Annotated in this window: 29 protein-coding genes and 3 tRNA genes; 10 read left to right on the top strand and 22 right to left on the bottom strand. The window is 57.8% G+C overall.

The window, feature by feature from the left end:
- Nucleotides 1-316 precede the first annotated feature (316 nt).
- Nucleotides 317-862 carry a SecY-interacting protein gene (gene syd / locus ACH1XZ_RS14855; protein WP_202217270.1) on the bottom strand — a complete coding sequence of 182 codons (546 nt, stop codon included), beginning with the start codon at nucleotides 860-862 and terminating at the stop codon, nucleotides 317-319.
- Nucleotides 863-931: 69 nt separating this feature from the next.
- Between syd and queF the strand changes: the two genes are divergently transcribed.
- The 5 genes from queF to xni all read left to right on the top strand — a co-directional run bounded on the left by queF (nucleotide 932) and on the right by xni (nucleotide 7,345).
- Nucleotides 932-1,777, top strand: a complete 846-nt coding sequence (queF, locus tag ACH1XZ_RS14850) for an NADPH-dependent 7-cyano-7-deazaguanine reductase QueF (RefSeq protein WP_395596167.1) — start codon at nucleotides 932-934, stop codon at nucleotides 1,775-1,777.
- A gap of 115 nt (nucleotides 1,778-1,892) precedes the next feature.
- Nucleotides 1,893-3,257: a nucleotide 5'-monophosphate nucleosidase PpnN gene (ppnN, locus tag ACH1XZ_RS14845; RefSeq protein WP_035892831.1), complete on the top strand. Its 1,365-nt coding sequence runs from the start codon at nucleotides 1,893-1,895 to the stop codon at nucleotides 3,255-3,257.
- A gap of 501 nt (nucleotides 3,258-3,758) precedes the next feature.
- A complete protein-coding gene (locus ACH1XZ_RS14840) occupies nucleotides 3,759-5,048 on the top strand; it encodes an HAAAP family serine/threonine permease (protein WP_035892829.1) in 1,290 nt (429 codons plus the stop codon).
- A 53-nt stretch (nucleotides 5,049-5,101) separates the two neighbouring features.
- Entirely contained in the window at nucleotides 5,102-6,469 is a 1,368-nt protein-coding gene (locus ACH1XZ_RS14835) for an L-serine ammonia-lyase (protein WP_395596166.1), read from the top strand.
- 120 nt (nucleotides 6,470-6,589) lie between these two features.
- A complete protein-coding gene (gene xni / locus ACH1XZ_RS14830; protein ID WP_395596165.1) occupies nucleotides 6,590-7,345 on the top strand; it encodes a flap endonuclease Xni in 756 nt (251 codons plus the stop codon).
- 72 nt (nucleotides 7,346-7,417) lie between these two features.
- Here the strand turns inward: xni and rlmM are convergent, their stop codons facing one another.
- The 4 genes from rlmM to ACH1XZ_RS14810 all read right to left on the bottom strand — a co-directional run bounded on the left by rlmM (nucleotide 7,418) and on the right by ACH1XZ_RS14810 (nucleotide 10,424).
- On the bottom strand, nucleotides 7,418-8,518 hold the full coding sequence (gene rlmM / locus ACH1XZ_RS14825) for a 23S rRNA (cytidine(2498)-2'-O)-methyltransferase RlmM (protein ID WP_395596164.1): 1,101 nt from the start codon (nucleotides 8,516-8,518) through the stop codon (nucleotides 7,418-7,420).
- Nucleotides 8,511-8,906: a DUF423 domain-containing protein gene (locus tag ACH1XZ_RS14820; RefSeq protein WP_123650616.1), complete on the bottom strand. Its 396-nt coding sequence runs from the start codon at nucleotides 8,904-8,906 to the stop codon at nucleotides 8,511-8,513. Before ACH1XZ_RS14820 ends, rlmM begins: the two co-directional genes overlap by 8 nt.
- Before the next feature lie 19 nt (nucleotides 8,907-8,925).
- Nucleotides 8,926-9,843: a glycine cleavage system transcriptional regulator GcvA gene (gene gcvA, locus ACH1XZ_RS14815; protein ID WP_395596163.1), complete on the bottom strand. Its 918-nt coding sequence runs from the start codon at nucleotides 9,841-9,843 to the stop codon at nucleotides 8,926-8,928.
- Between the two features lie 353 nt (nucleotides 9,844-10,196).
- Nucleotides 10,197-10,424 (bottom strand): YgdI/YgdR family lipoprotein, encoded by a 228-nt coding sequence (locus ACH1XZ_RS14810; RefSeq protein ID WP_395596162.1) that lies wholly within the window; start codon nucleotides 10,422-10,424, stop codon nucleotides 10,197-10,199.
- A gap of 192 nt (nucleotides 10,425-10,616) precedes the next feature.
- Between ACH1XZ_RS14810 and csdA the strand changes: the two genes are divergently transcribed.
- Together csdA and csdE are read left to right on the top strand one after the other, a co-directional pair.
- A complete protein-coding gene (gene csdA / locus ACH1XZ_RS14805; protein WP_395596161.1) occupies nucleotides 10,617-11,822 on the top strand; it encodes a cysteine desulfurase CsdA in 1,206 nt (401 codons plus the stop codon).
- Nucleotides 11,822-12,271 carry a cysteine desulfurase sulfur acceptor subunit CsdE gene (gene csdE / locus ACH1XZ_RS14800; protein ID WP_395596160.1) on the top strand — a complete coding sequence of 150 codons (450 nt, stop codon included), beginning with the start codon at nucleotides 11,822-11,824 and terminating at the stop codon, nucleotides 12,269-12,271. Before csdA ends, csdE begins: the two co-directional genes overlap by 1 nt.
- Here the strand turns inward: csdE and tcdA are convergent.
- Together tcdA and mltA are read right to left on the bottom strand one after the other, a co-directional pair.
- The gene (tcdA, locus tag ACH1XZ_RS14795) at nucleotides 12,256-13,068 is read right to left on the bottom strand and encodes a tRNA cyclic N6-threonylcarbamoyladenosine(37) synthase TcdA (protein ID WP_395596159.1); all 813 of its coding nucleotides are present in this window, start codon (nucleotides 13,066-13,068) and stop codon (nucleotides 12,256-12,258) included. The two genes, csdE and tcdA, sit on opposite strands and share 16 nt — an antisense overlap.
- A gap of 108 nt (nucleotides 13,069-13,176) precedes the next feature.
- Entirely contained in the window at nucleotides 13,177-14,274 is a 1,098-nt protein-coding gene (mltA, locus tag ACH1XZ_RS14790; protein WP_395596158.1) for a murein transglycosylase A, read from the bottom strand.
- Nucleotides 14,275-14,481: 207 nt separating this feature from the next.
- Here mltA and ACH1XZ_RS14785 point away from each other — a divergent pair.
- From ACH1XZ_RS14785 to ACH1XZ_RS14775, 3 genes are all read left to right on the top strand, one after another.
- Nucleotides 14,482-14,558 (top strand) — tRNA-Met (locus ACH1XZ_RS14785).
- Nucleotides 14,559-14,606: 48 nt separating this feature from the next.
- Nucleotides 14,607-14,683 (top strand) — tRNA-Met (locus tag ACH1XZ_RS14780).
- A gap of 44 nt (nucleotides 14,684-14,727) precedes the next feature.
- Nucleotides 14,728-14,804 (top strand) — tRNA-Met (locus ACH1XZ_RS14775).
- A 96-nt stretch (nucleotides 14,805-14,900) separates the two neighbouring features.
- Here the strand turns inward: ACH1XZ_RS14775 and ACH1XZ_RS14770 are convergent.
- Genes ACH1XZ_RS14770 through ACH1XZ_RS14700 form a run of 15 tightly spaced genes read right to left on the bottom strand, consistent with a single transcriptional unit; the run spans nucleotide 14,901 to nucleotide 26,650 of the window.
- Nucleotides 14,901-16,418 (bottom strand): cobyric acid synthase, encoded by a 1,518-nt coding sequence (locus ACH1XZ_RS14770; protein WP_395596157.1) that lies wholly within the window; start codon nucleotides 16,416-16,418, stop codon nucleotides 14,901-14,903.
- Nucleotides 16,415-17,221 carry an energy-coupling factor ABC transporter ATP-binding protein gene (locus ACH1XZ_RS14765; protein ID WP_395596156.1) on the bottom strand — a complete coding sequence of 269 codons (807 nt, stop codon included), beginning with the start codon at nucleotides 17,219-17,221 and terminating at the stop codon, nucleotides 16,415-16,417. The genes ACH1XZ_RS14770 and ACH1XZ_RS14765 overlap by 4 nt, the downstream gene beginning before the upstream one ends.
- An 8-nt stretch (nucleotides 17,222-17,229) precedes the next feature.
- On the bottom strand, nucleotides 17,230-17,907 hold the full coding sequence (locus ACH1XZ_RS14760; protein WP_395596284.1) for an energy-coupling factor ABC transporter transmembrane protein: 678 nt from the start codon (nucleotides 17,905-17,907) through the stop codon (nucleotides 17,230-17,232).
- On the bottom strand, nucleotides 17,894-18,175 hold the full coding sequence (locus ACH1XZ_RS14755; RefSeq protein WP_395596155.1) for an energy-coupling factor ABC transporter substrate-binding protein: 282 nt from the start codon (nucleotides 18,173-18,175) through the stop codon (nucleotides 17,894-17,896). The genes ACH1XZ_RS14760 and ACH1XZ_RS14755 overlap by 14 nt, the downstream gene beginning before the upstream one ends.
- A gap of 1 nt (nucleotide 18,176) precedes the next feature.
- The gene (gene cbiM, locus ACH1XZ_RS14750) at nucleotides 18,177-18,914 is read right to left on the bottom strand and encodes a cobalt ECF transporter S component CbiM (protein ID WP_395596154.1); all 738 of its coding nucleotides are present in this window, start codon (nucleotides 18,912-18,914) and stop codon (nucleotides 18,177-18,179) included.
- Nucleotides 18,911-19,624 carry a cobalt-factor II C(20)-methyltransferase gene (locus ACH1XZ_RS14745; protein ID WP_395596153.1) on the bottom strand — a complete coding sequence of 238 codons (714 nt, stop codon included), beginning with the start codon at nucleotides 19,622-19,624 and terminating at the stop codon, nucleotides 18,911-18,913. Before ACH1XZ_RS14745 ends, cbiM begins: the two co-directional genes overlap by 4 nt.
- The gene (cbiK, locus tag ACH1XZ_RS14740) at nucleotides 19,621-20,400 is read right to left on the bottom strand and encodes a sirohydrochlorin cobaltochelatase (protein ID WP_395596152.1); all 780 of its coding nucleotides are present in this window, start codon (nucleotides 20,398-20,400) and stop codon (nucleotides 19,621-19,623) included. The genes ACH1XZ_RS14745 and cbiK overlap by 4 nt, the downstream gene beginning before the upstream one ends.
- Nucleotides 20,397-21,197 carry a cobalt-precorrin-6A reductase gene (locus ACH1XZ_RS14735; RefSeq protein WP_395596151.1) on the bottom strand — a complete coding sequence of 267 codons (801 nt, stop codon included), beginning with the start codon at nucleotides 21,195-21,197 and terminating at the stop codon, nucleotides 20,397-20,399. Before ACH1XZ_RS14735 ends, cbiK begins: the two co-directional genes overlap by 4 nt.
- Nucleotides 21,194-21,919: a precorrin-3B C(17)-methyltransferase gene (locus ACH1XZ_RS14730; RefSeq protein WP_065358106.1), complete on the bottom strand. Its 726-nt coding sequence runs from the start codon at nucleotides 21,917-21,919 to the stop codon at nucleotides 21,194-21,196. The genes ACH1XZ_RS14735 and ACH1XZ_RS14730 overlap by 4 nt, the downstream gene beginning before the upstream one ends.
- On the bottom strand, nucleotides 21,913-22,974 hold the full coding sequence (gene cbiG / locus ACH1XZ_RS14725; protein WP_395596150.1) for a cobalt-precorrin 5A hydrolase: 1,062 nt from the start codon (nucleotides 22,972-22,974) through the stop codon (nucleotides 21,913-21,915). The genes ACH1XZ_RS14730 and cbiG overlap by 7 nt, the downstream gene beginning before the upstream one ends.
- Nucleotides 22,955-23,728: a cobalt-precorrin-4 methyltransferase gene (locus tag ACH1XZ_RS14720; RefSeq protein WP_395596149.1), complete on the bottom strand. Its 774-nt coding sequence runs from the start codon at nucleotides 23,726-23,728 to the stop codon at nucleotides 22,955-22,957. The genes cbiG and ACH1XZ_RS14720 overlap by 20 nt, the downstream gene beginning before the upstream one ends.
- Nucleotides 23,721-24,290 (bottom strand): decarboxylating cobalt-precorrin-6B (C(15))-methyltransferase, encoded by a 570-nt coding sequence (locus ACH1XZ_RS14715; protein WP_395596148.1) that lies wholly within the window; start codon nucleotides 24,288-24,290, stop codon nucleotides 23,721-23,723. The genes ACH1XZ_RS14720 and ACH1XZ_RS14715 overlap by 8 nt, the downstream gene beginning before the upstream one ends.
- Nucleotides 24,280-24,885, bottom strand: coding sequence for a cobalt-precorrin-7 (C(5))-methyltransferase (locus ACH1XZ_RS14710; protein ID WP_395596147.1), 606 nt, complete (start codon nucleotides 24,883-24,885; stop codon nucleotides 24,280-24,282). The genes ACH1XZ_RS14715 and ACH1XZ_RS14710 overlap by 11 nt, the downstream gene beginning before the upstream one ends.
- Nucleotides 24,879-26,018 (bottom strand): cobalt-precorrin-5B (C(1))-methyltransferase CbiD, encoded by a 1,140-nt coding sequence (gene cbiD / locus ACH1XZ_RS14705; RefSeq protein ID WP_395596146.1) that lies wholly within the window; start codon nucleotides 26,016-26,018, stop codon nucleotides 24,879-24,881. Before cbiD ends, ACH1XZ_RS14710 begins: the two co-directional genes overlap by 7 nt.
- Nucleotides 26,015-26,650: a cobalt-precorrin-8 methylmutase gene (locus tag ACH1XZ_RS14700; RefSeq protein WP_395596145.1), complete on the bottom strand. Its 636-nt coding sequence runs from the start codon at nucleotides 26,648-26,650 to the stop codon at nucleotides 26,015-26,017. Before ACH1XZ_RS14700 ends, cbiD begins: the two co-directional genes overlap by 4 nt.
- Nucleotides 26,651-26,654: the final 4 nt, after the last annotated feature.

Genomic DNA, 26,654 nt, shown 5'->3' with positions numbered 1-26,654 from the left:
TGTCCTTTTGCTTCGTCCTGAAGCCTTTCCTTGAATCACCTTCCCGGTGTGTCCTATGAAGTGCCATCATCCTAATGTTCACTTCATTGTGCGACTCCCTGTCGACGTAGATAGAATCCGCTATTCCGCCCCGTCTTACAAGTGCCTGTGAGACAAACACTTAAGGCTTACATGAGGGATTAAGCATGTAGGATTTACTTATCTTATTGATATAAAACGAAATGAATAAACAAGTAGGATGAGTGTCTTACTTACATTCTGGCGATCTCTCACAAGGCGTGTAAGAGATCTCTCACAAGGTGATGGGCAAACTGTCTTACAGGATAGGCTCAAGTTGAGTCAGGAAACTCGCAAGGGACGACGCTAAAGGCAGGCGATTGCGGGTGCCGAGCGTCTCTTTGATGACTTCGCCGGTCACATTGCAGACGGAAATCACGTCTAGCTCGCTGTCGAGCGTCGCGATAAAGAGCGTTGGCGAAAGCTTCAGGCGCTTTTGCGTGACCAGGTGACCAATCAGGTTTTCCTGCACGCGACGAAAATCGTCAGGGCTCCACGCCTGCAGCAACATCAGGGTTTCTCCCATAAACATTGCGCGCATATCACCCGCGTACTGGGTGGTATAATAGGTGTGAATGGGTTGTTGTACCACAATGTCCATTGCGCGTTCAACGCCATTTACATTTTGCTCGCCATCGAACGGCTGCGGCTGCCAGAGCACCTCATCATCGGTCGTCGAAACCTGGCACGGGGATGGAATGCCGTATAGCTCCTCGCTGCGCGGCAGGCTGTTGTGCTCACGTTGCCAGGCATCGCAATAGCGTTGGGTAAAAGCGTGTAATGCTTCTGCGGTCTGCTGATCCACGAATTTCTCTCTTCAGGTTAGCCAGGATACACTAGAAACAATAGTGTACCTGCTTTGTAACGGTGAAACATGTCTTCTTATGAGAACCATCAGGCGCTGTCTGGCCTGACCCTGGGTAAAACCACAGATTATCGCGATACCTACGACGCCTCCCTGCTACAGGGCGTACCGCGCAGCTTAAACCGTGACCCCCTCGGGTTGCATGCCGATACCCTGCCATTCCACGGCGCAGATATCTGGACGCTGTATGAACTCTCCTGGCTGAATGCTAAAGGGCTGCCGCAGGTGGCCGTTGGTCACGTTGAGCTGAGCCACGCGACGGTCAATCTGGTGGAGTCCAAAAGCTTCAAGCTGTACCTCAACAGCTTCAACCAGACGCGCTTTGATAGCTGGGAAGCGGTGCAGCAGACGCTGGAACGCGATCTGTGTGCCTGCGCCGAAGGTGACGTGACCGTTGCGCTGTATCGTATTGACGAGCTGGAAGGTCAGCCTATTGCTCACTTCCACGGTAGCTGCATTGATAATCAGGATATCGAGATTGAGAGCTACGAGTTTAACGCCGACTATCTCGACGGTGCAGCCGGTCAGAAAGTGGTGCAGGAAACACTGGTCAGCCATTTGCTGAAATCAAACTGCCTCATCACCCACCAGCCTGACTGGGGCTCAGTCCAGATTCAATACCGTGGTCCGCAAATCGACCGCGAGAAGTTGCTGCGCTATCTGGTGTCATTCCGTCATCACAACGAATTCCACGAGCAGTGCGTCGAGCGCATCTTCAATGACATCCTGCGTTTCTGCGCGCCGGAAAGCCTGAGCGTATACGCCCGCTACACCCGCCGCGGCGGTCTGGATATCAACCCGTGGCGCTCAAACGACGAGTTCGTTCCCGCGATTGGCCGACTCGTACGCCAGTAAGCTTAACAAAATCTCAATTTTGCGCGCTTTGTTCTGCGCTGAGGTTGTAGTAAACGGGCCAGCGAGGCTATTGTAATCAGCAAGGAAGACGATTTTCGTCCCGTAAGGAGTTCACTTGATTACACATATTAGCCCGCTTGGCTCAATGGATATGTTGTCGCAGCTGGAAGTTGACATGCTTAAACGCACGGCCAGCAGCGACCTGTATCAATTGTTCCGCAACTGTTCTTTGGCCGTACTGAACTCAGGCAGCCTGACCGATAACAGCAAAGAGCTGCTGTCCCGTTTTGAAAGCTTCGACATTAACGTGCTGCGCCGCGAGCGCGGCGTGAAGCTGGAACTGATTAACCCGCCGGAAGATGCCTTTGTTGACGGGCGTATCATCCGCTCGCTGCAGGCCAACCTGTTTGCCGTGCTGCGCGACATCCTTTTCGTCTACGGGCAAATTCATAACACCGTCCGCTTCCCGAATCTCGATCTGGAAAGCTCAACCCACATTACCAACCTGGTGTTCTCGATTCTGCGTAACGCCCGCGCGCTGCACGTTGGCGAAGCACCGAGCATGGTGGTGTGCTGGGGCGGTCACTCCATTAATGAAAACGAATACCTGTACGCGCGCCGCGTTGGTAACCAGCTTGGCCTACGCGAGCTGAACATCTGTACCGGCTGTGGTCCAGGTGCAATGGAAGCGCCGATGAAAGGCGCCGCGGTGGGTCATGCGCAGCAGCGCTACAAAGAAGGCCGTTTTATCGGTATGACCGAGCCGTCCATTATTGCCGCTGAGCCGCCTAACCCGCTGGTGAACGAACTGATCATCATGCCGGATATCGAAAAGCGTCTGGAAGCCTTTGTCCGTATCGCCCACGGGATAATCATCTTCCCAGGCGGCGTCGGTACCGCGGAAGAGCTGCTGTATCTGCTGGGTATTCTGATGAACCCGGCGAACAAAGACCAGGTGCTGCCGCTTATCCTCACCGGCCCGAAAGAGAGCGCCGACTACTTCCGCGTGCTGGACGATTTTGTCGTACATACGCTGGGCGAAGGCGCACGCCGTCATTACAAAATCATCATTGATGATGAAGTGGAAGTGGCGCGTCAGATGAAGAAAGCGATGCCGCTGGTGAAAGAGAACCGTCGTGATACCGGTGATGCCTACAGCTTTAACTGGTCGATTCGCATTGCGCCAGACCTGCAAATGCCGTTCGAGCCATCGCACGAAAACATGGCTAGCCTGAAGCTCTATCCAGATCAGCCGGTTGAAGTGCTGGCCGCCGACCTGCGTCGCGCCTTCTCCGGCATCGTGGCGGGTAACGTGAAGGAAGTAGGCATTCGCGCCATCGAAGAGTTTGGGCCGTATAAGATCCACGGTGATAAAGAAATGATGCGCCGTATGGATGAACTGCTGCAGGGCTTCGTCGCCCAGCATCGTATGAAACTGCCTGGCTCTGCCTATATTCCCTGCTACGAAATCTGCGCCTGAGTCTGACCTCAGCGTAATTCACTCCCCTTCCGGCGGTCTTTTCCGCCGGAATTCTCTCCGAAATAACCCGCTTAACCCGGTCTATTCATTCATAGCCAATCGTTTGCGTATGTTATCCGACCACATATTATTAGCCATAGTTATGATAAAGCGCTAAAAAACGCCATTTTCATCATTTTTATCAGCGAAAACATCGTATTTACCCCCTCCACCATTTACCACACATACTGCGAATGGTAGCCTTCGCGACCATTAATTTCTGCATACATTGCAATTACAGGAAAATTACCTGCAATAACCCACACTGAAAGTGGATTATTACATTTGCGATCATGATCACTGATACATTTACCAGTTAAATGTACATTTGCGCTCGTCTAAAACGGTATCGGGTAAAAATCACAAAAAAGCCGGTACTTATAAAATTTAATATTGGTTTTATCGTTCTTTTTATTTTATTTGACTAAAAAATTAGCATTTTCCTTCCTCCAGGAGATACAGATGGAAAACACTCAAACCAGCACTATCGTCACAGCAGAATCTGCTAGCGGATGGCGCAAAACAGATACAATGTGGATGCTGGGTCTTTACGGCACCGCAATTGGCGCGGGCGTACTGTTCCTGCCAATCAATGCCGGCGTTGGCGGCATGATCCCGCTTATCATCATGGCTATCCTTGCTTTCCCAATGACCTTCTTCGCACACCGCGGCCTGACCCGCTTCGTGCTGTCCGGTAAAAACCCGGGCGAAGACATCACTGAAGTGGTTGAAGAACACTTCGGTATCGGCGCAGGTAAACTGATTACCCTGCTCTACTTCTTCGCTATATACCCAATCCTGCTGGTTTACAGCGTGGCTATCACCAACACCGTTGAAAGCTTCCTGGCTCACCAGTTGCACATCACGCCGCCACCGCGCGCGCTGCTGTCGCTGATTCTGATCGTCGGCATGATGACCATCGTTCGCTTCGGTGAGCAGATGATTGTTAAAGCGATGAGCATCCTGGTGTTCCCGTTTGTCGCAGCCCTGATGGTGCTGGCTCTGTACCTGATCCCACAGTGGAGCGGCGCAGCGCTGGAAACCCTGTCCTTCAGCAGCGCAGCCTCTACCGGCAACGGCCTGTGGATGACCCTGTGGCTGGCAATCCCGGTAATGGTGTTCTCCTTCAACCACTCACCAATCATCTCCTCCTTCGCGGTAGCGAAGCGTGAAGAATACGGCCAGGGCGCAGAGAAAAAATGCTCCTCTATCCTGGCACGTGCCCACGTGATGATGGTGCTGACCGTTATGTTCTTCGTCTTCAGCTGCGTACTGAGCCTGTCCCCAGCGGACCTGGCAGCGGCAAAAGAGCAGAACATCTCCATCTTGTCTTACCTGGCGAACCACTTTAACGCGCCGGTTATCGCCTGGATGGCACCGATTATCGCGATTATCGCTATCACCAAATCCTTCCTGGGCCACTACCTGGGCGCACGTGAAGGCTTTAACGGTATGGTTATTAAGTCTCTGCGTAGCAAAGGCAAAACCATCGAAATCAACAAACTGAACAAAATCACTGCGCTGTTCATGCTGATTACCACCTGGATCGTGGCAACCCTGAACCCAAGCATCCTGGGCATGATTGAAACCCTGGGCGGCCCAATCATCGCGATGATTCTGTTCCTGATGCCGATGTATGCCATTCAGAAAGTACCGGCAATGCGTAAGTACAGCGGTCACATCAGCAACGTCTTCGTTGTCCTGATGGGTCTCATCGCTATCTCCGCTATCTCCTACTCTCTGTTTAGTTAATCACCCTGCGCCGCCCCTCAGGGCGACGCACTTCAATACCATAGGGACGCCTCATGATTAGCGTATTCGATATTTTCAAAATCGGCATTGGTCCTTCCAGCTCACACACCGTGGGGCCAATGAAAGCAGGCAAACAGTTCACGGACGACTTGATTGCGCGTGGGATCCTCAATGATATTACTCGCGTAGTCGTCGATGTTTACGGCTCACTCTCTCTGACCGGTAAAGGTCACCATACCGATATCGCCATCATTATGGGTCTGGCAGGAAATCTGCCTGATACGGTCGATATCGAATCTATCCCGGCGTTTATCCAGGATGTGAACACCCACGGTCGCCTGATGCTTGCCAACGGTCAGCACGAAGTGGAGTTCCCGGTTGACCAGTGCATGAACTTCCATGCCGACAACCTCTCTCTGCATGAAAACGGTATGCGCATTACCGCATTGGCGGGCGACAAAGCCGTTTACAGCAAAACCTATTATTCCATCGGCGGTGGCTTTATCGTCGATGAAGAGCACTTCGGTCAGCAGACTGACGCGCCGGTGGCTGTACCTTACCCGTACAAAAACGCCGCCGATTTACAGCGTCACTGCAACGAAACCGGGCTGTCGCTCTCCGGCCTGATGATGCAAAACGAACTCGCGCTGCACAGCAAAGAAGCGCTGGAAAAGCACTTCGCTGACGTTTGGGCAGTGATGAAGGGCGGTATCGAACACGGCACCACCACTGAAGGCGTCCTGCCGGGCAAACTGCGCGTTCCGCGCCGTGCCGCGGCGCTGCGCCGTATGCTGGTGAGCCAGGATAAAATCAGCAGCGACCCGATGGCGGTGGTTGACTGGATCAACATGTTCGCGCTGGCCGTTAACGAAGAAAACGCCGCCGGTGGCCGCGTGGTAACGGCACCGACCAACGGCGCCTGCGGTATTGTTCCTGCGGTGCTGGCGTACTACGACAAGTTTATCCGCGAAGTGAACGCCAACTCGCTGGCGCGCTACATGCTGGTCGCAAGCGCGATTGGCTCACTGTACAAGATGAACGCCTCTATCTCCGGTGCCGAAGTCGGCTGCCAGGGGGAAGTCGGCGTGGCCTGCTCGATGGCAGCAGCCGGTCTGGCTGAACTGCTGGGCGCAAGCCCTGCGCAGGTATGCATCGCTGCGGAAATCGGTATGGAACATAACCTCGGTCTGACCTGCGACCCGGTTGCCGGCCAGGTACAGGTACCGTGCATCGAGCGTAACGCCATTGCTTCAGTCAAAGCGGTAAACGCCGCCCGTATGGCGCTGCGCCGTACCAGCGAACCGCGCGTCTGCCTCGATAAGGTTATCGAGACCATGTACGAAACCGGTAAAGACATGAACGCCAAGTATCGCGAAACCTCTCGCGGCGGCCTGGCGATGAAAGTGGTCGCCTGCGACTAACGTTATCCCCCAGAGGCCTCGTGCAGTTTTGCGAGGCTTCTTCCCGTTTTATCCCCCGCCAATAGCCTCACTCTGCCGTGAATGTTACCCTTGTCGCTCAAATCGTTAGGGAGAACACCTGTGGCCGTCCATTTGCTGATTGTTGATGCACTCAACCTGATACGCCGTATTCATGCCGTTCAGGGCTCCCCTTGTGTGGAAACCTGCCAGCACGCGCTGGATCTGCTGATTGCCCATAGCCAGCCGACTCACGCGGTGGCGGTGTTTGACGATGAGGCGCGCAATAGCGGCTGGCGTCACCAGCGCCTTCCTGACTACAAAGCGGGCCGCCCACCGATGCCGGACGACCTGCACGCCGAGATGCCCGCGCTGCGCGCCGCTTTCGAACTGCGCGGCGTTCGCTGCTGGGTATCCAGCGGTAACGAAGCCGATGATTTGGCGGCAACGCTGGCAGTGAAAGTCGCTGGCGCAGGCCATCAGGCCACCATCGTCTCCACCGACAAAGGCTACTGCCAGCTGCTCTCGCCCAACCTGCGCATTCGTGACTATTTCCAGAAGCGCTGGCTCGACGTGCCGTTTATCGAAAAAGAGTTCGGCGTCCAGCCGCATCAGCTACCGGACTACTGGGGGCTTGCAGGGATCAGCAGCTCGAAGGTGCCGGGCGTTGCGGGTATTGGCCCGAAGAGCGCCACGCAGCTGTTAACGCAGTTCCCGACGCTGGAAGCGCTGTATGAACATCTGGATGATGTACCAGAGAAGTGGCGCAAGAAGCTGGTCGAGCACCGAGAGATGGCGTTTTTATGCAGGGATATCGCGCGGCTGGATACGGATTTGCATATCGATGGGAATTTACAGCAGCTCAGGCTTAATCGATAGCGTAATGACGTAGGCCGGATAAGGCAAAGCCTTATCCGGCCTACAAATCACATTTGACCGGGTTATGCGTTATTAACGCTCGTCGAGACGACCACCAACGGCAGCCCACAGACGGCGAATGTGAACGGTTACTTCTTCACGGTCGTGGTACAGTTGACGCGCCTGAATCTGCGCATTAATCCCGTGCTCATCCAATTTTTCCTGGATATACGCGAGGTTATTCGACAGCTCTTCATAACGCTTTTTCATTGGCAGCTTCAGGTTAAAAATAGTCTCACGGCACCAGCCGTTAACCAACCATTCAGCCATCAGCGCGGCAACCTTCGCCGGACGCTCCACCATATCGCACACCATCCACGAGATGTTGTTGCGGGTTGGGCGATAGCGGAAACCATCTTCACGCAGCCAGGTTACCTGGCCGGTGTCCATCAGGCTTTGCGCCATCGGGCCGTTATCCACGGAGGAAACCCACATGTTGCGTTTCACCAGCTGATAGGTCCAGCCGCCAGGGCACGCGCCCAGATCGACCGCATACATACCGTTAGCCAGACGCTCGTCCCACTCGTCGGCAGGAATAAAGACGTGGAACGCCTCTTCCAGCTTCAGCGTTGAGCGGCTTGGGGCATCTGCCGGGAACTTCAGGCGCGGAATCCCCATGTAGAACGGCGAGTTGTTGTTGCTATAGGAGTACCCGGTATAGCAGCAGCCCGGCGCGATAAAGAACACGTGCACCACCGGACGCTTGGTGGTCTCGTACGACGCCAGCACGTTAGCTTCACGCAGCGCAGCGCGCAGCGGCACGGTGAACTTACGGCAGAACTTCAGCAGCTCTTTGCTTTCGTTGGTGTCCGCCACTTCCACACGCAGATCGCCGCCCTTTTCCACGACGCCTTGTAACATCCCAACAACGGGCGTCACGCGATCTTCTGCCGGTAAATGTTTTAACAGCTCTCCGACCACAATCATCTGACGGGCAAACACTAATGAACTGAATGGCAGTTCACGGGCAAGCTTATCGGCATCGCCGTCCTGATAGCATTCAAAAATCACATAGCCCGAGTCATCTTTGACGCGCGCAAAGCCAAACACTTCGCGGCGACCGGCTTTATCGGTAATTTCCGCAGCACACTCTTTCTCAAACCCAGGGCGGCAATACAGCACAACCTTATTCATGAACAACACCCTTACGCTTAAGTCGAATGGCACCAATCAACATCAAAACCCAACCGGCAAGGAAGCTGACGCCGCCCACCGGGGTAACATACGCCCACAGGCGTAAATGAGAGAGCGCCAGGCAGTACAGGCTACCGCTGAACATCACGGTACCCAGCGCCAGAAATACGCTGCTCCAGTAGAACCAGATACTAATGCGGCGCTGCATCGCGACCGCCAGTCCGAAAATCGCCAACGTGTGAAATGCCTGATATTCCAGACCGGTCTGGATCCAACCCATTTCGACAACGCCCAACGATTTACTCAGCACGTGCGCGCCAAACGCGCCCAGTGCGACAAAGATAAAGCCACTGATTGCGGCAAAAATCAGCATAAAACGGCTGGTCATGGTATTACCCTAAATTCATTTATTGTTCGTAACGGAAACGGAACGTCTCTTGTTCATTCGCCGCTTTCGCCAGAATCCACTGACGAAAGGCCGCTATTTTACCCAGTTCAGCCTGACTGTCATGACAAACCAGATAAAACGCATTCTTACTGACCAGAACATCATTAAACGGGCACACCAGACGGCCTGCCTCAATTTCCGACTGCGCCATCACGTTATTCGCGAGCGCAACCCCCTGTCCGTGGATGGCAGCCTGTAGCACCATGGCGCTATGGCTGAAGATCGGTCCCTGTTGTACGTTGATGTGAGTGAGCCCCAGCTGGCGCGTATACGTTTGCCAGTCGCGGCGGGAAGCATCGTGCAGCAGCGTGTGTTTTGCCAGGTCAGCGGGCGTTTTTAACGCTTTATCACCGGTCAGCAGCAGCGGGGAACAGACGGGGAGCAGATACTCGGCGTACAGTTTTTCCACACGCAGCCCCGGCCAGTTGCCGCGGCCATAAAAAATCGCCACGTCGACATCGTCCGCCAGCTTATCTTCCTGACGGTCTACGGCCTGGATTCTGACATCAATTCCCGGATAAGCTGAGTTAAAGCTTGAGAGACGCGGCACCAGCCACTGAATGGCAAAACTGGGCAATAAACTGACGGTTAACGCCCCTTTCGCGCTCCGTGCCTGTAGTTTACGCGTTGCCTCCGTTAATTGCGAAAAGATCTCTTTGATATCCTGAAAATAGCTCTGCCCTTCTTCGGTCAAAAGCAGAGAACGGTTGCGCCGCCGGAACAGCTTCAACCCCAGAAAATCCTCAAGAGACTTGATTTGGTGGCTTACTGCGGCCTGCGTCACAAAAAGCTCGTCGGCCGCACGAGTGAAGCTTAAATGGCGTGCAGCTGCATCAAATACACGTAATGCATTAAGAGGTGGCAAACGCTTTGACATGGTCCCAGAACTCAATTGTTAATTGATTTTAACAAATAGGAAACAATGGTTAACCTATTAGTTTTTTTTATCTGAGCCATTATAATTTGTCCGTTGAGCTTCTACCAGCAAATACCTATCATGGCGGCACTTCCTGAGCCGGAACGAGAAGCTTTTTTTGGAATGCGTGTTCTGAAGGGCTTTTGGCTTACGGTTGTGATGTTGTGTTGTTGTGTTTGCAATTGGTCTGCAATTCAGATCACGGTAGCAAGGCTACCCTTTTTCACTTCCTGTACATTTACCCTGTCTGTCCATAGTGATTAATGTAGCACCGCCTTATTGCGGTGCTTTTTTTTGTCTGGACGATCGCGACTTTATTTCTCCAGCGCAACCATCTCTTTCACTTCGCTGTGGTTAATCTGCTGTTTCACACCGTTCGCATCTTTATACGAAATCAATCCGGTATCGTTATCCGTCTGCGGTTTACCCTCAGAAACGATGCTCCGGCCATCATTGGTGTGTATCACGTAGTTAGGTCCAGCGCAGGCGCTTAACGCGAAAGTGAACATACAAGCAGAGATAATGGCGGCAGTCTTTTTCATCTTCTTCTCCTTAAAGCGACTTATGCTATTCAGTACAAGATTAACAACAGGGATTAATTTCTCCCCAACACTTAACAGCATAAGACACTGTCGTCGCTTCGTCTGAATTTCCAGAACTTTCCCACCTTGAGCACAAGCCTTGTCACAACGCACATTTTGCGCGACGATCTCCTTATTGATATGAGGAATCCCATGAACGTCTTCTCTCCCGCGCAGTTTCGCACCCAGTTTCCTGCCCTGCATGATGCCGGGGTGTACCTTGATAGCGCCGCCACCGCGTTAAAGCCGCAGGCGGTTATTGAGGCGACCACAAATTTCTACTCGCTGAGCGCGGGTAACGTCCACCGCAGCCAGTTTGCCGAAGCGCAGCGCCTGACCGCGCGCTATGAAGCCGCCCGCGACCAGGTCGCCGGTTGGCTCAATGCGCCGAGCGGCAAGGATATCGTCTGGACGCGCGGCACCACCGAAGCCATCAACATGGTAGCTCAGTGCTATGCGCGCCCGCGCCTGCAGCCGGGCGATGAAATCATCGTCAGCGTCGCCGAGCACCACGCCAACCTGGTGCCGTGGCTGATGGTGGCCGAACAGACCGGCGCGAAGATTGTTCGGCTACCGCTGGGCGCTGACCGCCTGCCCGATGTTGAACAACTTACGGAGTTGATTACCCCACGCAGCCGCATTCTGGCGCTGGGGCAAATGTCCAACGTCACCGGCGGCTGCCCGAATCTGTCCCGCGCAATCACCCTCGCCCATCAGGCGGATATGGTGGTGATGGTCGATGGCGCACAGGGCGCCGTCCACTTCCCGGCGGACGTGCAGGCGCTGGATATCGACTTTTACGCCTTCTCCGGCCATAAGCTTTACGGGCCAACCGGCATCGGCGCGCTGTACGGCAAAAGCGAGCTGCTCGACGCCATGACGCCGTGGCTCGGCGGCGGCAAGATGATTAGCGAAGTGACCTTCGATGGTTTCACCACTCAGCCGGTTCCCTATCGCCTGGAGGCCGGTACGCCAAACGTTGCCGGGGTGATTGGCCTTAGCGCGGCGCTGGAGTGGCTGTCCGATATCGACATGGTACAGGCTGAATCCTGGAGCCGGGGTCTGGCGACGCTTGCCGAAGAAGAGCTGGCAAAACGACCTGGCTTCCGCTCCTTCCGCTGCCAGGATTCCAGTCTATTAGCTTTTGATTTTAAAGGTGTTCACCACAGCGATATGGTGACGCTGCTGGCGGAATACGGCATTGCGCTGCGTGCCGGTCAACACTGCGCTCAGCCACTGCTGGCGGCGATGGGCGTAAGCGGTACGCTACGCGCCTCGTTTGCTCCTTATAACACTCAGGACGATGTACACGCGCTGGTCAGCGCGGTCGATCGTGCGCTCGAACTTCTGGTGGATTAATGACGACGCCTTCACTCGCCGGACACCCGTTCGGCACCACCGTAACGCCTGAAACGTTACGAAAACAATTTGCGGCGCTTTCGCAGTGGGAAGAGAAATACCGCCAGTTGATCCTATTAGGAAAACAGCTTCCGGCACTGTCGGACGAACTTAAAGCGCAGGCGCGCGAAATTCCCGGCTGCGAAAACCGCGTCTGGCTGGGCTATACCCAGACTCCTGACGGGGCGCTGCACTTCTTTGGCGATAGCGAAGGAAGGATTGTACGCGGCCTGCTGGCCGTGCTGCTGACGGCTGCGGAAGGTAAACAGCCGGCAGAGATTCTGGCAGACGATCCGCTCAACCTGTTCGATGAACTGGGGCTGCGCGGTCAACTGAGCGCCTCGCGCAGCCAGGGCCTGACGGCCCTCGGCGAGGCGATGAGGGAAGCCGCGCGTCAGACGCTGGCCTGACGCTCCGCTTTTGCGAGCATTTTCTTCAGCGCATGGGAAACCGCCACGAAGCCAAAGGTGGCGGTGACCATGGTCGCCGCGCCGAATCCAGCGGCACAGTCCATGCGCTTCGGCCCTTCCGCCGTGCTTTTCATGGCACAGACCGAACCGTCCGCCTGCGGATACACCAGCGCCTCGGTTGAGAACACGCAGTCAACGCCGAGCTTACCTTTGCTGTTCTTCACCACGCCAAAATCGCTTTTCAGCCGCTCGCGCAGCTTCGCCGCTAGCGGGTCCTGAATGGTTTTCGCCAGATCGCTTACCTGAATTTGCGTTGGGTCAATCTGCCCGCCCGCGCCGCCGGTGGTAATCAGCGGGACTTTATAGCGACGGCAGTAGGCAATCAGCGCAGCTTTCGGGCGAATGCTGTCGATAGCATCCACCACATAACTGTAACCTGCGCCCATGTACTCGGCGACGTTATCCGGCGTGACGAAATCGTCCACCACGGTGACGCGGCACTCGGGGTTTATCTGACGGATACGCTCGGCCATCACTTCCGCTTTCGCCAGCCCGACGTTGCCGCCAAGCGCGTGGATCTGACGGTTGGTGTTGGTGACGCACACGTCATCCATGTCGATAAGCGTAATCGCACCGATGCCGGTACGCGCCAGCGCTTCCGCCGCCCAACTGCCTACGCCGCCAATACCAACCACGCACACGTGCGCGTCAGCAAAGACCTGCAGCGCTTTTTCACCGTACAAACGTGCCGTGCCGCCAAAACGCTGGCGCCAGGCGTCACTGATAACCACAGACATAAAACCTCAAATTCATAAAGATCGCGCGATATGACTGCCTGATGGCGGCTACGCCTTATCAGGCCTACTCAATCATGTAGGCCGGATAAGCGAAGCGCCATCCGGCAACTAGCCGCTAAACACATTCCCGCCGTTGGATGCAGTCTTCAGCACCCATACGCGGCCGTAGTGATTATACCAGCCCGCACGATGCCCGGCATCCGGGCCAATGCCCTGATAGATGTCGAAGTGCTGGCCTTTAATCGCGCCGCCGACGTCCAGCGCCACCATCAGGCGCAGCTCGTACTGGCCGTTAAACTTACCGTTGTTATCGAGCTGCGGCACTTCAGCCAGCAGCGTGGTGCCCGGCGGAATGATGCTGCGGTCAGACGCCACAGAAGCGCGGCCAATCAGCGGCACGGCGCTAGCGCCTTTTACCGGCGCAAACGACTGCGGTTTAAAGAAGACGAATGACGGGTTCTGCTCCAGCAGCTCGCGGACTTCCGCTTCGCTGTGGGTTTCGCCCCAGTGGCGGATCGCCTGCATCGACATATCTTCGCGCTTCACTTCGCCGCGATCGATAAGCACCTTGCCGATGCTTTTATACGCCCAGCCGTTTTTGCCGGCGTAGCTAAAGAAGTTCAGCGGAGAACCATCACCGAAATCAATATAGCCGCTGCCCTGCACGTCCATGATGAAGTTATCCATCAGCGAATTACTGTAGGCCAGTATGTAGTTATCGCTCAGCCCACCGGCATAAATACTGGCGCGGGACGGCAGCTTGCCGCGTTTAGGCGGCATACGGTAGATAGGGTACTGGAATTCGCCCTGGCGCGTATGGCGTGCCTGCACAACCGGCGTGTAGTAACCGGTAAACTGCACGTTACCGTAGTTGTCGGTCCCTTCCATCTGCCAGGCATCAATGCCGTACTGGCGCATGGTGCGGGTGTCGCCACCGGCCATCAGCCACTGCTGCACGGCGCTATAAAGGTTGCTCTGGTTGCCGTACAGGCGCGGAGAGGCGTTACGAATCTCATTTAACTGCTGCGCAAAGTCGCCCGCATTGATTGGCGCGCCGACGGCATCAGGTTGATTCACGAGTGAGAAAGGCTGGGTGAGTTTCCCGTCTTTATACTGTTGACCGCGATCGGTCGGTTTTGACGAACAGGCGGCCAGCATTGCCAGCAGTGCGCCCGTTGCCACATATTTGGCCCAACGTCCTTTCATAGTGTTTTGTATTCCGCATTTTCGAAAGTGCCCGGTGAAGATAACAAACCCCCAGGGGTATTGAAATGCGAACGCGAAGCCCAGTTACCAATTCGCACAAAAAAAACGCAAATTGCGCCATATACGCACAAGTTATAAAAAAATGAGTGATTTGCCACAAAAATGGTTGCAACAAATGCTGAGCAGAGTATAGTGCGCATCCACGGACGCGGGGTGGAGCAGCCTGGTAGCTCGTCGGGCTCATAACCCGAAGGTCGTCAGTTCAAATCTGGCCCCCGCAACCAATTAAAATCAGAAGCAGTAACGTTACTCGATGGAAGAGTAATGACGGACGCGGGGTGGAGCAGCCTGGTAGCTCGTCGGGCTCATAACCCGAAGGTCGTCGGTTCAAATCCGGCCCCCGCAACCAATTAAAATCTGATGCAAGTTTACTCGATGAAGAGTAAAGACGGACGCGGGGTGGAGCAGCCTGGTAGCTCGTCGGGCTCATAACCCGAAGGTCGTCGGTTCAAATCCGGCCCCCGCAACCAATTAAAATGACACCCATATGGGTGTTTTTTTTTGCCTGTCGTTCAGCCCTCGCCGCTAATCTACGCCACCCATTTCGAATGGCGCACTCCCACAAATTACGCTTCTTTATGCTCGCGCATAATCGTATAAATCTTTTCAATATCAATATGCTGGCGCATTGATGCCGCCAGAATATCAAACTGCTGCGTCTTATAGCGCGCATAGTGAAAATCATTATCCAGCGCCGCCAGTCCTTTACGCTCACGTAGGCCATTGACCAGCGTACGGGTAAATTCATCGCTATCAAACAGCCCGTGAAGATAGGTGCCAAAGACCAACCCGTCCTCACTGACCGCGCCATCCGCGCTGTACTGGCCGTTTTTGCACAGCTGCATCAGCGCACGGCAGTCGCCCTGCTGAGCCGTCTCGCCCATATGAATTTCATAGCCGCGCAGCGGCAGAGCGGAAACCGACGCCAGCCAGCCCGGCAGTGCATCGCCGAGCGTGGCGGTGGCTTGCGTGGTGGTTTTCGTCGGCGCAAAGCGCGTCACCACGTTCAGCAGCCCTAAACCGGGCAGCGTCCCCAACCCTGACTCAACGTCATCGATCAGCGTATCGCCCAGCATCTGATAGCCGCCGCAGATACCCAGCACCGGCACGCCCTGACGCTGTGCCAGTAAAATCCCATGCGCCAGCCCGCTATCCTGTAACCACAGCAGATCGCCCAGCGTGTTTTTGCTGCCCGGCAGAATAATCAGATCCGCGCCGGACAAGTCTTGCGCATGGCGCACGTAGCGCACCCGCACGTCCGGCTGGGCCGCCAGCGCGTTAAAGTCGGTGAAGTTGGAGATATGCGGCAATTGCACCACCGCCACGTCAATCTCATAGGCCCCCGCGTGGCGGTATTTGCCCTTTTGCAGCGCCACGCCGTCCTCATCTTCCAGGTCAACCTCCAACCACGGCATCACGCCCAGCACCGGCACGTGAGTCAGCGCTTCAATCTGTTCAATGCCGGAGTGCAGCAGCGAGACATCGCCGCGAAACTTATTGATAATCACCCCTTTCACCCGCGCCCGTTCGTGCTCGTGCAACAACGCCAGCGTGCCGTAGATAGAAGCAAACACGCCGCCGCGATCGATATCGGCCACCAGAATCACCGGGCACTGCGCCATCTCGGCCATGCCCATATTGACGATATCGCGGTCGCGCAGGTTAATTTCCGCTGGGCTGCCCGCCCCTTCCAGCACCAGCACGTCAAACTCGTTCGCCAGGCTCTGGTACACCGTCATAATCTGCTCGCGCAGCCGCGGCTTGTAGTCGTGATAGCTGACGGCATCCATGCTGGTTGCCACCTCGCCCATCAGCACAATCTGCGCTTTGCGGTCGCTGGTTGGCTTGAGCAGAATCGGGTTCATCCGCACGTCCGGCGCAATGCCCGCCGCTTCGGCCTGAAAAATCTGCGCGCGGCCCATCTCCTTGCCGTCCGGGGTAATGCCGGAGTTAAGCGCCATATTCTGCGATTTAAACGGCGCGGTGTGCAGGCCATCCTGATAAAAAATGCGGCACAGCCCCGCCACCAGCATACTTTTGCCAACATCAGAGGCGGTGCCTTGCAGCATAATGGCCTGGGTCATCGATTTCCTCGTTCACGCATTTGACGGAAAAACTCCGCCTCGGTTTTACACAGCGGCAGCCCCAGCTCGGCATGCAGCTTCACCAGCCACGGCTGGCTCAGCCCCGCTTGTTCAATCAACGCGGTACGGGCAAACACGTCGCCCGGCTCACCCTCGGCCAGCACTTCGCCGTGGCGCAGCACGTACACCGCGTCGCTAACTTCATAAATTAAATCAATATCGTGGCTGGAAATCACCACATGATTGCCCTGCGCCACGATGCGCCTGATGATATCAATCATCTGCGCGCGCCCGGAAGGGTCCAGCCCGGCAGTGGGTTCGTCCAGCAGCAGGTAGCGCGCCTGCAAGACCAGCGCGCTGGCAATCGCCACCCGTTTTTTCTGCCCGTGACTCAGGCACTGAATCGGCTGCTGGCGAAAATGCTGGGCATCGACCAGCGTCAGCGCATCGTCTACCCGGTGAGCAATCTCATCCTCCGCCACGCCGAGATTACGCAGGCTGAAGGCAATATCGCTATCAATATCGGTGTAGAAAATCTGCTGGTCCGGGTCCTGAAAGACGGTCGCTACCTGCTGGCGCAGCGCCAGCAGCCCGCGCTTGCTGTAGTCCAGTGGCTTGCCCTGCCACAGCACTGCCCCCTGCTGCGGACGCAGCAGCCCGCTGAGGTTCATAAACAGCGTCGATTTCCCGCAGCCGTTGGCCCCCACCAGCCCGGTGACGGCGTGGCGCGAGAAGTCCAGCGTCAGCCCTTTCAGGATCGGCGCATCCTGGTAGCGAAACCAGAGGTCAGTGGTAGCCAGCATGGCGTTCCTTAGAGGTGAAAATCACCCTGATACAGTTTGATATCCAGTACGGTACTCATCTGCTGATAGCGGATTAACACGCGCGTAAACAGTAGACTGACCAGCATCGCCAGCGAGCGATAGCCCAGACGAACGTTACGATAACCAAAGCGCAGCGTCTGCGCCCGGTGAATCGCCATCGCCTCATCCAGCAGGATAAAGATAAAGCGCCAGGTCAGCAGGATCTGCTCGATCAACAGACGCGGCACCCGCCCGCGCTTGAGCAGCACGATAAGCTGCGGAAACGGCAGATTCAGCACCAGCCAGAAGGTCGCGGACAATGCCGCCAGACTGCGCCAGAAGGTCTGATTAGCCATCTCAAGCCCGGCGGCGGTGATGCCGAGCGAGAACGGCCCCAGCGGCATGCTCACCAACAGCGCATCCGGGTCGCGGCTAATGCTAAAGATAATCGTCAGCACGCCCACCAACAGAAAGCCCAGCGGCAGCGCCATCCAGCGGAGCCAGCGCCACAGCGAGATGCGCAGCAGCCAGCAGGTAAAACCTGCCGTCAGCGCCATCAGCAGCGCCTGCCCCAACGGCGGCAGGCTAAAAGCCAGTACCATCATCAGCAGCCAGAGCAGAAACTTGCGCTCTGGCGCGACGTGAAACCAGCGGCTCTGATAGCTCAGTCTATCAAGCCCGGTCATCATGGCGCTGGCGGCCCTTGTAGTAGCCAAGAATATAGAAGATCACCGCTGCGCCAATAGAGCCCTGCAGGGTAAACAGCAGGCTCTCAATTTCGCCGCTCGCCGGTTCATACAGCGGGTGGAACCACGGTTCATAGCCCGGATCAACGGCGGTAATCACCCCTTCAGCCTGATCGTCAGAGCCGCCGTATTCGCCGCCGTGGTTGATAAAGAACGGCAGGATAACCAGCGCAATCACCATCGCCAGCAGGATTAATGTCTTTTTCATCTTAGCGTCCCTCAGTGGCGATCAGCTGTCGCTTGGTTAACTGGTCGTAGATCATCACCGTAAGCAAGCCTTCGGCAATGGCGATTGGCACCTGCGTCAGGCAGAAGATCCCCATAAATTTCAGGCTCGATCCCACAAAGCCCGCCTGCGGGTCAGGAAAAGCCACGCCTAACTGGAGAGAGGTGACAAAGTAGGTTGCCAGATCCGCCAGCATCGCACACAGGAACACCGACACATCGCGACGAAACCCAGCCTTACAGGCCATTTTCCACACCAGATAGCCGACGATAGGCCCAATTACCGCCATCGACATACCGTTAGCGCCGAGCGTCGTCAGGCCGCCGTGGGCCAGCAGCAGCGCCTGGAACAGCAGCACGATAGCGCCGAGAATAGCCACCACGCCCGGCCCAAACAGGATAACCGCTAGCCCCACACCGGTTGGGTGCGAGCAGCTACCGGTGACCGACGGGATCTTTAGCGCCGAGAGCACAAAGATAAACGCCCCGCACAGCGCCAGCAGCACCTTCTGGTTACTGTCCTCCTGCACAATTCGGCGCAGGCGTACCAGCCCGTACCACAGGCACGGCAGAAACAGCAGCCACCAGGCCAGCGCCCACATTGGCGGCAGGAATCCTTCCATGATGTGCATCGCAAAGGCTTCCTGCGGCACCACCAGCAGCAGTATCGCCGCCGCCAATCCGCTGAGCGACAGTCGCTTCAGCTGTTGTTCCCGTTTCATTTTCCTTGCTCCCACTGTTTATTCACCAGAATGGTGGAGAAATACGGCAACGGCAGGTCGTCAGCGACTTCGCCCAAATGCCGCCAGCACTGCTCGCCGGGCAGCGTCGCCTCGGCCATCAACAGCGCGTTATCCAATAAACCTGCTTTTGCCAGCAGCGCTTTGATGCGCGGGAAGCGACCGTAGACTTTCATCAATACCAGGCTGTCGTGCTGCGCCAGCGCGCGTTCAATCTCGTCTTCCGGTGCGGTACAGGCGACCACCGCCAGCGACTGTTGCTCCATCGCCAGCGGCGTTTTGCTGCGCGCGGCAATGGCGGCAAACGAGGTCACGCCGGGAACAATCTCCAGCCACTCCGGGCTGCCGATGCGCTGGAGTAAAAAGACCCAGGTGCTGAACAACATTGCATCGCCGAGGGTGATAAAGCCGACATTCTTCCCGGCTTGCACTTCGCGAACCAACGCCGCTGATACATCGTCCCAGACCGCCTCTTTTTCAGCGCTGTCGGCGCTCATCGGGAAGTGACAACAGCGCACTTCGGTTTGTTCGCCGAGGTATTCACGCACGATGGAGAGCGCCAGGCTGTCACCGCACTTGCGCCCTGCCGGGGCGTAGAGAATATCCAGCGAGCCCAGAATGCGCGCCGCGCGCACGGTTATCAGGTCAGACGCGCCCGGCCCGGTGCTCAGTGCATACAGTTTGCCGCTCATGCTGCCTCCAAAGACTGTTGCAGATGTTCAACGAACATGGCGCGCACCACCGGGTTTTCGCCCAGCCCGCACAGCCACGGCGTAGCCGGAATACCCGCCGCGTTAAACAGCGTTTTCCATGAGTCCTCTTCGTCAGAGGCCATATCGTTAATAGCGTGGTCGCCCGCCACCAGCATCAGCGGCATCAGGTGTACGGCGCTGACGCCCTCTTTGCTCATGCTCTCAATCAGCACCTCCACTTCCGGGTAGCTCTCCACCGCGCCGACCCGCGCCGGGAAGCGCTGGGCGGTCATCATATGGTCGAGGCAGGCGTAGGCGGCAAAGGCGTGGTGGCTGGCGCCGTGGCCCATAAACACCACCTTTTCGTTGGCGTTCAGCGCGGGCATCTGCTGGGTGAGCGCGTCCATCAGGCGCACGTAGTCATCGTGGCCGCTCAGCAGCGGCGTGCCGAGGGTCAGGCGTTTGAACAGCGGGCGCAGGCTCTGCACTTCACGGGCGATTTTTTCGTATTCGTCGCCGTTGATGATATGCAGCGACTGTACCGCTACGTCTTCGTATCCGAGGTCCGCGAGCTTTTGCAGTGCCTCAAGCGGGGTATCGGTTTCAATACCGTCGCGGGCTTTGAGCTTGCGGATGATCATCCCCGAGGTAAACGCGCGAAACAGGTCACGGTCGGGGCAGCTTGCCGCCAGTTCGCGTTCGCAGGCGACAATATTCTTCTCGCAGGTGTCGTGGTAGCTGGTGCCGAAGCTCACCACCAGTAGGGCTTTTTTCATGCTTGATTCCTTTTGTCGTCGGCCAGCCAGCGCGCTAAGCGCTCGGCAAAGGCGGACTGACTTTCCAGTAGTTCGTCGCCGGACACCAGCGGTGCCGGGCGGGTAATCACGATGCAGGGAAGCCCGGCATCCAGGCAGGGCTGCACCTTTTCCAGATAGCCGCCTTCCGCGCCGGAGGCTTTGGTCACCACCACATCGGCGCGGCAATGGCGGTAAAACGCGGCGTTAAACTCGGCGCTGAACGGCGCGCAGATAGCAAAAATCTCGCCCACGCCAAAACCGAGGTCGGCGCACTGCTGCACCACGTTCGGCACCGGCAGCACGCGGGCCAGCAGCGTTTTTTCCGCCAGCCCGGCACGCCATAGCGCCAGGTCTTTGCTGCCGGTAGTCAGCAGCACGCGCTGGCCCAGCGGTTTAATCCGCTCACAGGCTTCATCAATGCTGGTGACGTAGTGCAGCAGAGGGTGCGTCAGTGCATCCCGTTGATCCGGGCGCTGGTAGCGGCTCAGCAGCACGCTCGCTTCCGTACAGGCATCCAGCACGTTGCGGCTGACCGCTTCGGCATACGGATGCGACGCATCAATTACCCAGCGCGTGCCATGTTCGCGAAGCCAGGTCACCATCTCCGATTTTTCCAGACGGCCACAGCGCACCTGCCCCTGAATATCGCCCGCCAGCGCTTCGCCGGTGGGTGTGGCCACCGAGACGGTGTAGCGCACCTGCGCGGCATCCAGCAGCAGGCACAGCGCACGCGCATCGCTGGTGCCGCCCACCACCAGTACGTCGCCGAAACTCACAGCACGTAGCCTCGCGGCGTAATCATCAGGCCGTCCTGCACGTAGGTGGTTTTGTTGCCGACGATCACCAGGCTGGTCATATCCACCGGTTCAAAGTCCATCGCGCCAAGCGTAGTCAGCCATTTTTCCTGTTTTTTACGCCCGGCGGATTTCACCACGCCCACTGGCGTATCGGCGCTTTTGACGGCAGAAAGCAGTTCAAACGCGCGGGCCAGATGCCCTTCGCGGCCCCGGCTGCGCGGGTTGTAGAAGCAGATAACAAAGTCAGCTTCCCCGGCGGCGATAATGCGTTTCTCAATGACCGGCCACGGGGTGAGCAGATCGCTCAGGCTGATATGGCAGAAATCGTGCATCAGCGGCGCGCCCAGCAGCGAAGCCGCCGCGATGCTGGCGGTCATGCCCGGGATCAGGCGCACTTCCACGTCCAGCTTCTGTTTGCTAACCAGCTCCAGCACCAGCCCCGCCATGCCGTAGATGCCCGCATCGCCGCTGCTGATAAGCGCCACGTTGTGCCCGGCCTGCGCTAACTCAATCGCCGCCTGGCAGCGTTCAATCTCTTTGCACATCCCGGTTTTGATCACCTGCTTGTCGCCGGTAAAGGCCTTCACCAGGTGGGTATAGGTTTTGTAGCCGACGACGATTTCCGCCGCCTGCAGCGCCTCGACGGCTTCCATGGTCATCATGGCCTGCGAGCCAGGGCCGATTCCAATTACGCTTAACATCTGTCAGTGACTCCCAAAGTGATGGTGACGCCCTGTTCACGCAGGGTCTCGCCTACTACATTTCCGTTGCTCATCCGCCACGCCGACGGACCAGAAACGCTGCCTACTCCGACCGTCTGCTTCACAAACAGCGAGGAGGGAAAACGGTGTTCGTGTTCGCACAGGGCGGCCACGCTAAAGATTTCAAACGGCACATCAAGGTTGCTGGCGAGCTGAATCAGCCCCAGCTCATCCTGCTTCACCACGATGCTGCCGATGGCTTTCAGCGCCAGCGGGTCGAGGTGATGCGCGGCAAGTTGACGATGGAGCAGCTCGCTTATCAGGGCGCAGGGCGTGCCGCGTCGACAGCCGATGCCCGCCACGATGCGCCGTGGCACCAGCTTCCAGTGCGGCAACGGCAGTTCCGGCAGCGCATCGCGCAGGGTGATGCACACCAGCGCATCCAGCGCCGGGAGCGCGTTGAGGTCGGTCACGGTGATAAATCCGCGCTGGTCGCAGCGGCTGACCTCGTGGGTGAGCGACTCCTCCCACCACAGCCCCACGCGCTGCTGGCTAACCAGCATCTGGTTGACGGTTTTCACCGCTGAACGGAAGTCGTGCATCCGCGCGTTGAGCTGGCAGGCCAGCGTATCCAGCGCCGCCACGTCATTGACGTCTGTCGCGGTGGTGATAACCGGGTCAACGCCGAGAATGCCCGCCAGATGCCGGGCGAGATCATTCGCCCCGCCGATATGCCCGGAGAGCAGGCTGATCACGTGCTGACCGCGCTCGTCAATCACCACCACCGCCGGGTCGTGGAACTTATCCACCAGTAACGGCGCAATAACGCGCACCGTAATGCCGGTCGCGCCGATAAAAATCAGCGCCGTATCGCGGTGAAACGCCTGGCCAACGCTGGCGGCAAAGCTGCCGTCAAACGCTTCAAACCCCGGCTCCACTAGCGCTTCGCGGGTATAGCAGATCATTGGCAGCGCGGCGCGAAGCCGTTTTGCCAGCGCCACGCCGCCGGGGGTCAGGCAGAACAGCGCAATGCGCTCAGGCTTTGCGGTATTCATGGCTAAAATCTGCCGCGTAGAGTCGCGAGTAGTGGTACTCCTCGCCGAGGAAATCACCGACCAGAATCAGCGCGGTTTTACGGATATCGGCGTCGCGGACCTTGTCGGCGATATCCGTCAGCGTGCCGCGTACGGTCTGGCTCTCAGGCCAAGTGGCCTTGTAAATCACCGCCACCGGCGTCGTCGCCGGGTAGCCGCCGTCAATCAGTCGCTCGGCGACTTTATTGATGCGCTGCACGGAGAGGTAAATCGCCATTGAGGTACGGTGCTGGGCAAAGGACTCCAGCTGCTCGCGCTCCGGCACCGGGGTGCGGCCTTCCAGACGAGTGATGATGAGGCTCTGCGACACTTCCGGCACCGTGTACTCGACGCCCAGCTCCGCCGCCGCGCCGAGAAACGCGCTCACGCCCGGCACCACCTGCCAGTTAATGCCGCGACGGGTCAGCTCTTCGCCCTGCTCGCGTACCGAGCCGTACAGCGACACGTCGCCGGTTTGCAGGCGCACCACCGTTTTTCCGGCCTTCACCCCCGCTTCCATCAGGTCGAGGATTTGCTCAAGGTGCAGCTCGGCGCTGTCGTGGCACTCGGCCTCAGCCGGGCAGTAGCTCAGCAGTTCGGGGTTAATCAGCGAACCGGCGTAAATCACCACCTGCGCCTGTTGCAGCAGGCGGTAGCCTTTCAGGGTAATCAGCTCGCGGTCGCCGGGGCCAGCGCCCACAAACCAGACGCTGCGGGGGTCAAAGGCTTCAGCCATGATGTTCTTCCTTCTGACAGGCGATAACAAAAACGGGATTATTCGGTTTGAAGTAGTGACCGCTGCCGAGTGCAGTCATCGCGGAAACGCTCAACTGCTGGCAGTCCAGCGCCGCAACGTTTGCCAGGCGCAGATGGTCCAGCGCCTCATGCAGGTTCTCCTGCAAAATAAAGGTCATCACCAGCCGTCCGCCGGGGCGAAGATGATGCAACGACCAGTCAATCAGCGCGCGCAGATGGCCGCCGCTGCCGCCCATAAAGATGGCGTCGGCGGGCTCGACGATAACGTCCGGCGCTTCGGCCGCGACAACATTGATATTGTCGCAGGCAAAGCGCTGGCAGTTCTCCGCCAGCAGGCGCAGCGCCGCCGGGTTGCGCTCAACGGCGGTAACGGTAAGCGCCGGGTTTTGCAGCGCCGCCTCAATACAGACGCTGCCGGTTCCGGCCCCGATATCAATCAGGTGGCATGCCCGGTGCAGCTCCAGCTTCGCCAGCGCCAGCGCGCGTACCGCCTCTTTGGTCATCGGCACTTTTTCGCCGCGTAAAAACAGCTCATCTTTCATCGAGGATCACCACCGTGTTCATCTCATAGTCGCTCTCCACCGCGCTGACCGGCAGCCAGTGGATACGTTCGTTGTCCTGCGCCAGGTTCTCGCCAATGACCATCCAGCGATGCCCTTTGCCGCGCGCCACCAGCGCCGCAGCGATGGCTTTCGGGCCGCAGCGTTTGTCGGTCACCATCGCCACCTTGCGGTGGCTCGCCAGCAGGTCGAAATCCACCTCGCGCCCGTGGCTGCTGGTCAGCCACATGTCGTTCATATCAATGCCCGCCTGCGCGCACAGGTACTGCACGGCGCTGACGCCGGGGATCACCCGCACGTTTTCACGGCCAAAATGGGCGATAAGCCGCGTACCGATGCCGTAAAACAGCGGGTCGCCGGAGGCCAGCACCACCACGTTTTGCGCCTGCCGCGCCTCAATCCACGCCAGCACCTGGGCAATATTGGCGCCCAGCGCGCAGCGTTCGCCACCAAACGCCGGAAACTGCGCCAGATGGCGCACGCCGCCAACCAGCGCATCGGCCTGCTTTACTGCGTCTGCGGCCAGCGGCGTCATCAGCTGTACGCCCGCCGGGCCCATTCCGACGACGGTTAACATTGCATGTCCCTTACGATCTCACTGACCGGGCGGTTGCTGCCGAGAGTCTGGTTATCAAAGGCGAACAGGATGGCATCGCAGAGGGGCGGGTTTTGCGTGAAGCGCAGCCGCTCCAGCACGCGCTGACAGATGCGTTCGGCCAGGTGGTTGTAGATTTTCTGGAAGCCGTAAGCGTCGATGTGCTCCATGGCGGCTTCGGTGGTGTCGCACTCGCTTACCAGGGTCAGTAACTCAAGCGGCGCACCGAGCAGCGCCAGATGAGCCACCAGCGTCTCCATGCGCCCGTCTGCGATATGGCTGTGGGTATGGAAAATTCCGGCGGCGATTTTGACCAGCTTGCCGGGGTGGCCGATCAGCACAACCTGGCGGAAGCCAAGGCGCACCGACTCTTCAATCATGTAGCCGACGAAGTTGCTCATGGTGACCACCACCTGCGAGTCAATGCCCATCTGCTCGCGCACGAAGCGCTCGCCGTGGTTGCCCGGCACCAGCACCACGCGCTCGAGCCCGGCGGCACGCTTCATTTCCAGCTCCAGCGCCAGCGAGCGCTTCCAGCTCTCTTCCGACATCGGCGTCACGATGCCGGTGGTGCCAATAATCGAAATGCCGCCCAGAATGCCCAGCCGCGAGTTATAGGTTTTCTTCGCCCGCGCTTCGCCCTCTGGGGCAAAAATTTCCACCTCTGCGCCGCGCGCCGGACCGATGGCCTCACGAACGGCGGTTTCAATGGTGTGACGCGGGGTGCGGTTGATCGCCGCGCTGCCGATGGGCAGCCCGATGCCTTTGCGGGTAACGGTGCCAACGCCCTCGCCGCCGCGCAGGGTAATCTCGCCGCTGTCGTTGACGGTGACGCGGGCAAAAATCAGCATTCCGTGGGTGGCATCGATGTCATCGCCGCCGTCTTTACGGATGGCGGCGATCCCCTGCTGGCCTTCGACGTGCGGGGATTCAACGTTCAGGTTCAGCGTCACGCCCGACGGCGTGACAATCGAGACCTGGTGAATCAGGTGCTGGCGCATCACCATCAGCGCGGCGACTTTCGCCGCCGCCGTAGCGCTGGAGCCGGTGGTGTAGCCTTTGCGCAGCGCTTTGCCGTTATGCCACACCGGGGCGTCGAAGGCGGGTTCGCTCATCGCGCCCCCTGCAGGTGGTAGAGAATAGCGTTGACGATCGCCGCCGCGACGTTGCTGCCGCCTTTACGCCCCAGCGCGGCAATGCCCGGCAGGCCGCTTTTGCTCAGCGCCTCTTTGGATTCTGCCGCACCAACGAAGCCGACCGGCACGCCAATCACCCCGCCAACTTGCAGATCTTTATGCTCCATCAGGCGAAACAGCGCGGTTGGCGCATTGCCAAAGACGAACACCTTGTCGCCCTCTTCTTTCGCCGCAATGTCCACCGCCGCCATCGAGCGGGTAATGCCCTGCGCTTTGGCCTCGCGCACCACGCGCGGGTCGCTGATGTAGCAGCGGCACTCGCCGCCGAAGGTCGCCAGCAGGTTTTTATTGATGCCGGAGAGCGCCATGGTGGTGTCGGTGTAGAGCGTGCATGGGCGGCTCAGCGCGTCGCACAGGCGGGTTAATGCATCCGGAGAAAACCACAGAATATCCAGCCACTCGAAGTCGGCGGTGGTGTGGATCACCCGTTTGATAATCGCTTCGTGCAGCGGGCTGGCAAAACGATACGTCGGGCGCGTTTCAGCGATAATCTCGCTGATTATCTCGAAGCTTTTGCTCTCAATCGCTTGCGGTTGCTGGATATAGTTCATGCAG

Origin of the sequence: Kluyvera chengduensis (genome assembly GCF_044197065.1) — a bacterium.
In the GTDB taxonomy this organism is placed as follows: domain Bacteria; phylum Pseudomonadota; class Gammaproteobacteria; order Enterobacterales; family Enterobacteriaceae; genus Kluyvera; species Kluyvera ascorbata_C.
The sequence above is the reverse complement of the archived record's forward strand: the minus strand, read 5'-3'. Positions and strand labels throughout refer to the sequence as shown.

Bases quoted from the DNA above. Each gene is read 5' to 3' on its own strand.
- ACH1XZ_RS14715 (WP_395596148.1), bottom strand. From the start codon at position 24,290: ATGAAAGATGAGCTGTTTTTACGCGGCGAAAAAGTGCCGATGACCAAA.
- tcdA (WP_395596159.1), bottom strand. From the start codon at position 13,068: ATGTCTGTGGTTATCAGTGACGCCTGGCGCCAGCGTTTTGGCGGCACG.
- cbiD (WP_395596146.1), bottom strand. From the start codon at position 26,018: ATGAGCGAACCCGCCTTCGACGCCCCGGTGTGGCATAACGGCAAAGCG.
- ACH1XZ_RS14710 (WP_395596147.1), bottom strand. From the start codon at position 24,885: ATGTTAACCGTCGTCGGAATGGGCCCGGCGGGCGTACAGCTGATGACG.
- ACH1XZ_RS14720 (WP_395596149.1), bottom strand. From the start codon at position 23,728: ATGGCTGAAGCCTTTGACCCCCGCAGCGTCTGGTTTGTGGGCGCTGGC.
- ACH1XZ_RS14730 (WP_065358106.1), bottom strand. From the start codon at position 21,919: ATGTTAAGCGTAATTGGAATCGGCCCTGGCTCGCAGGCCATGATGACC.
- ACH1XZ_RS14700 (WP_395596145.1), bottom strand. From the start codon at position 26,650: ATGAACTATATCCAGCAACCGCAAGCGATTGAGAGCAAAAGCTTCGAG.
- ACH1XZ_RS14810 (WP_395596162.1), bottom strand. From the start codon at position 10,424: ATGAAAAAGACTGCCGCCATTATCTCTGCTTGTATGTTCACTTTCGCG.
- csdA (WP_395596161.1), top strand. From the start codon at position 10,617: ATGAACGTCTTCTCTCCCGCGCAGTTTCGCACCCAGTTTCCTGCCCTG.
- mltA (WP_395596158.1), bottom strand. From the start codon at position 14,274: ATGAAAGGACGTTGGGCCAAATATGTGGCAACGGGCGCACTGCTGGCA.
- cbiM (WP_395596154.1), bottom strand. From the start codon at position 18,914: ATGAAACGGGAACAACAGCTGAAGCGACTGTCGCTCAGCGGATTGGCG.
- cbiK (WP_395596152.1), bottom strand. From the start codon at position 20,400: ATGAAAAAAGCCCTACTGGTGGTGAGCTTCGGCACCAGCTACCACGAC.
- ACH1XZ_RS14835 (WP_395596166.1), top strand. From the start codon at position 5,102: ATGATTAGCGTATTCGATATTTTCAAAATCGGCATTGGTCCTTCCAGC.
- ACH1XZ_RS14755 (WP_395596155.1), bottom strand. From the start codon at position 18,175: ATGAAAAAGACATTAATCCTGCTGGCGATGGTGATTGCGCTGGTTATC.
- ACH1XZ_RS14765 (WP_395596156.1), bottom strand. From the start codon at position 17,221: ATGCTGGCTACCACTGACCTCTGGTTTCGCTACCAGGATGCGCCGATC.
- queF (WP_395596167.1), top strand. From the start codon at position 932: ATGTCTTCTTATGAGAACCATCAGGCGCTGTCTGGCCTGACCCTGGGT.
- ACH1XZ_RS14745 (WP_395596153.1), bottom strand. From the start codon at position 19,624: ATGAGCGGCAAACTGTATGCACTGAGCACCGGGCCGGGCGCGTCTGAC.
- rlmM (WP_395596164.1), bottom strand. From the start codon at position 8,518: ATGAATAAGGTTGTGCTGTATTGCCGCCCTGGGTTTGAGAAAGAGTGT.
- csdE (WP_395596160.1), top strand. From the start codon at position 11,822: ATGACGACGCCTTCACTCGCCGGACACCCGTTCGGCACCACCGTAACG.
- ACH1XZ_RS14820 (WP_123650616.1), bottom strand. From the start codon at position 8,906: ATGACCAGCCGTTTTATGCTGATTTTTGCCGCAATCAGTGGCTTTATC.
- ACH1XZ_RS14770 (WP_395596157.1), bottom strand. From the start codon at position 16,418: ATGACCCAGGCCATTATGCTGCAAGGCACCGCCTCTGATGTTGGCAAA.
- gcvA (WP_395596163.1), bottom strand. From the start codon at position 9,843: ATGTCAAAGCGTTTGCCACCTCTTAATGCATTACGTGTATTTGATGCA.
- ACH1XZ_RS14840 (WP_035892829.1), top strand. From the start codon at position 3,759: ATGGAAAACACTCAAACCAGCACTATCGTCACAGCAGAATCTGCTAGC.
- ACH1XZ_RS14760 (WP_395596284.1), bottom strand. From the start codon at position 17,907: ATGACCGGGCTTGATAGACTGAGCTATCAGAGCCGCTGGTTTCACGTC.
- cbiG (WP_395596150.1), bottom strand. From the start codon at position 22,974: ATGAATACCGCAAAGCCTGAGCGCATTGCGCTGTTCTGCCTGACCCCC.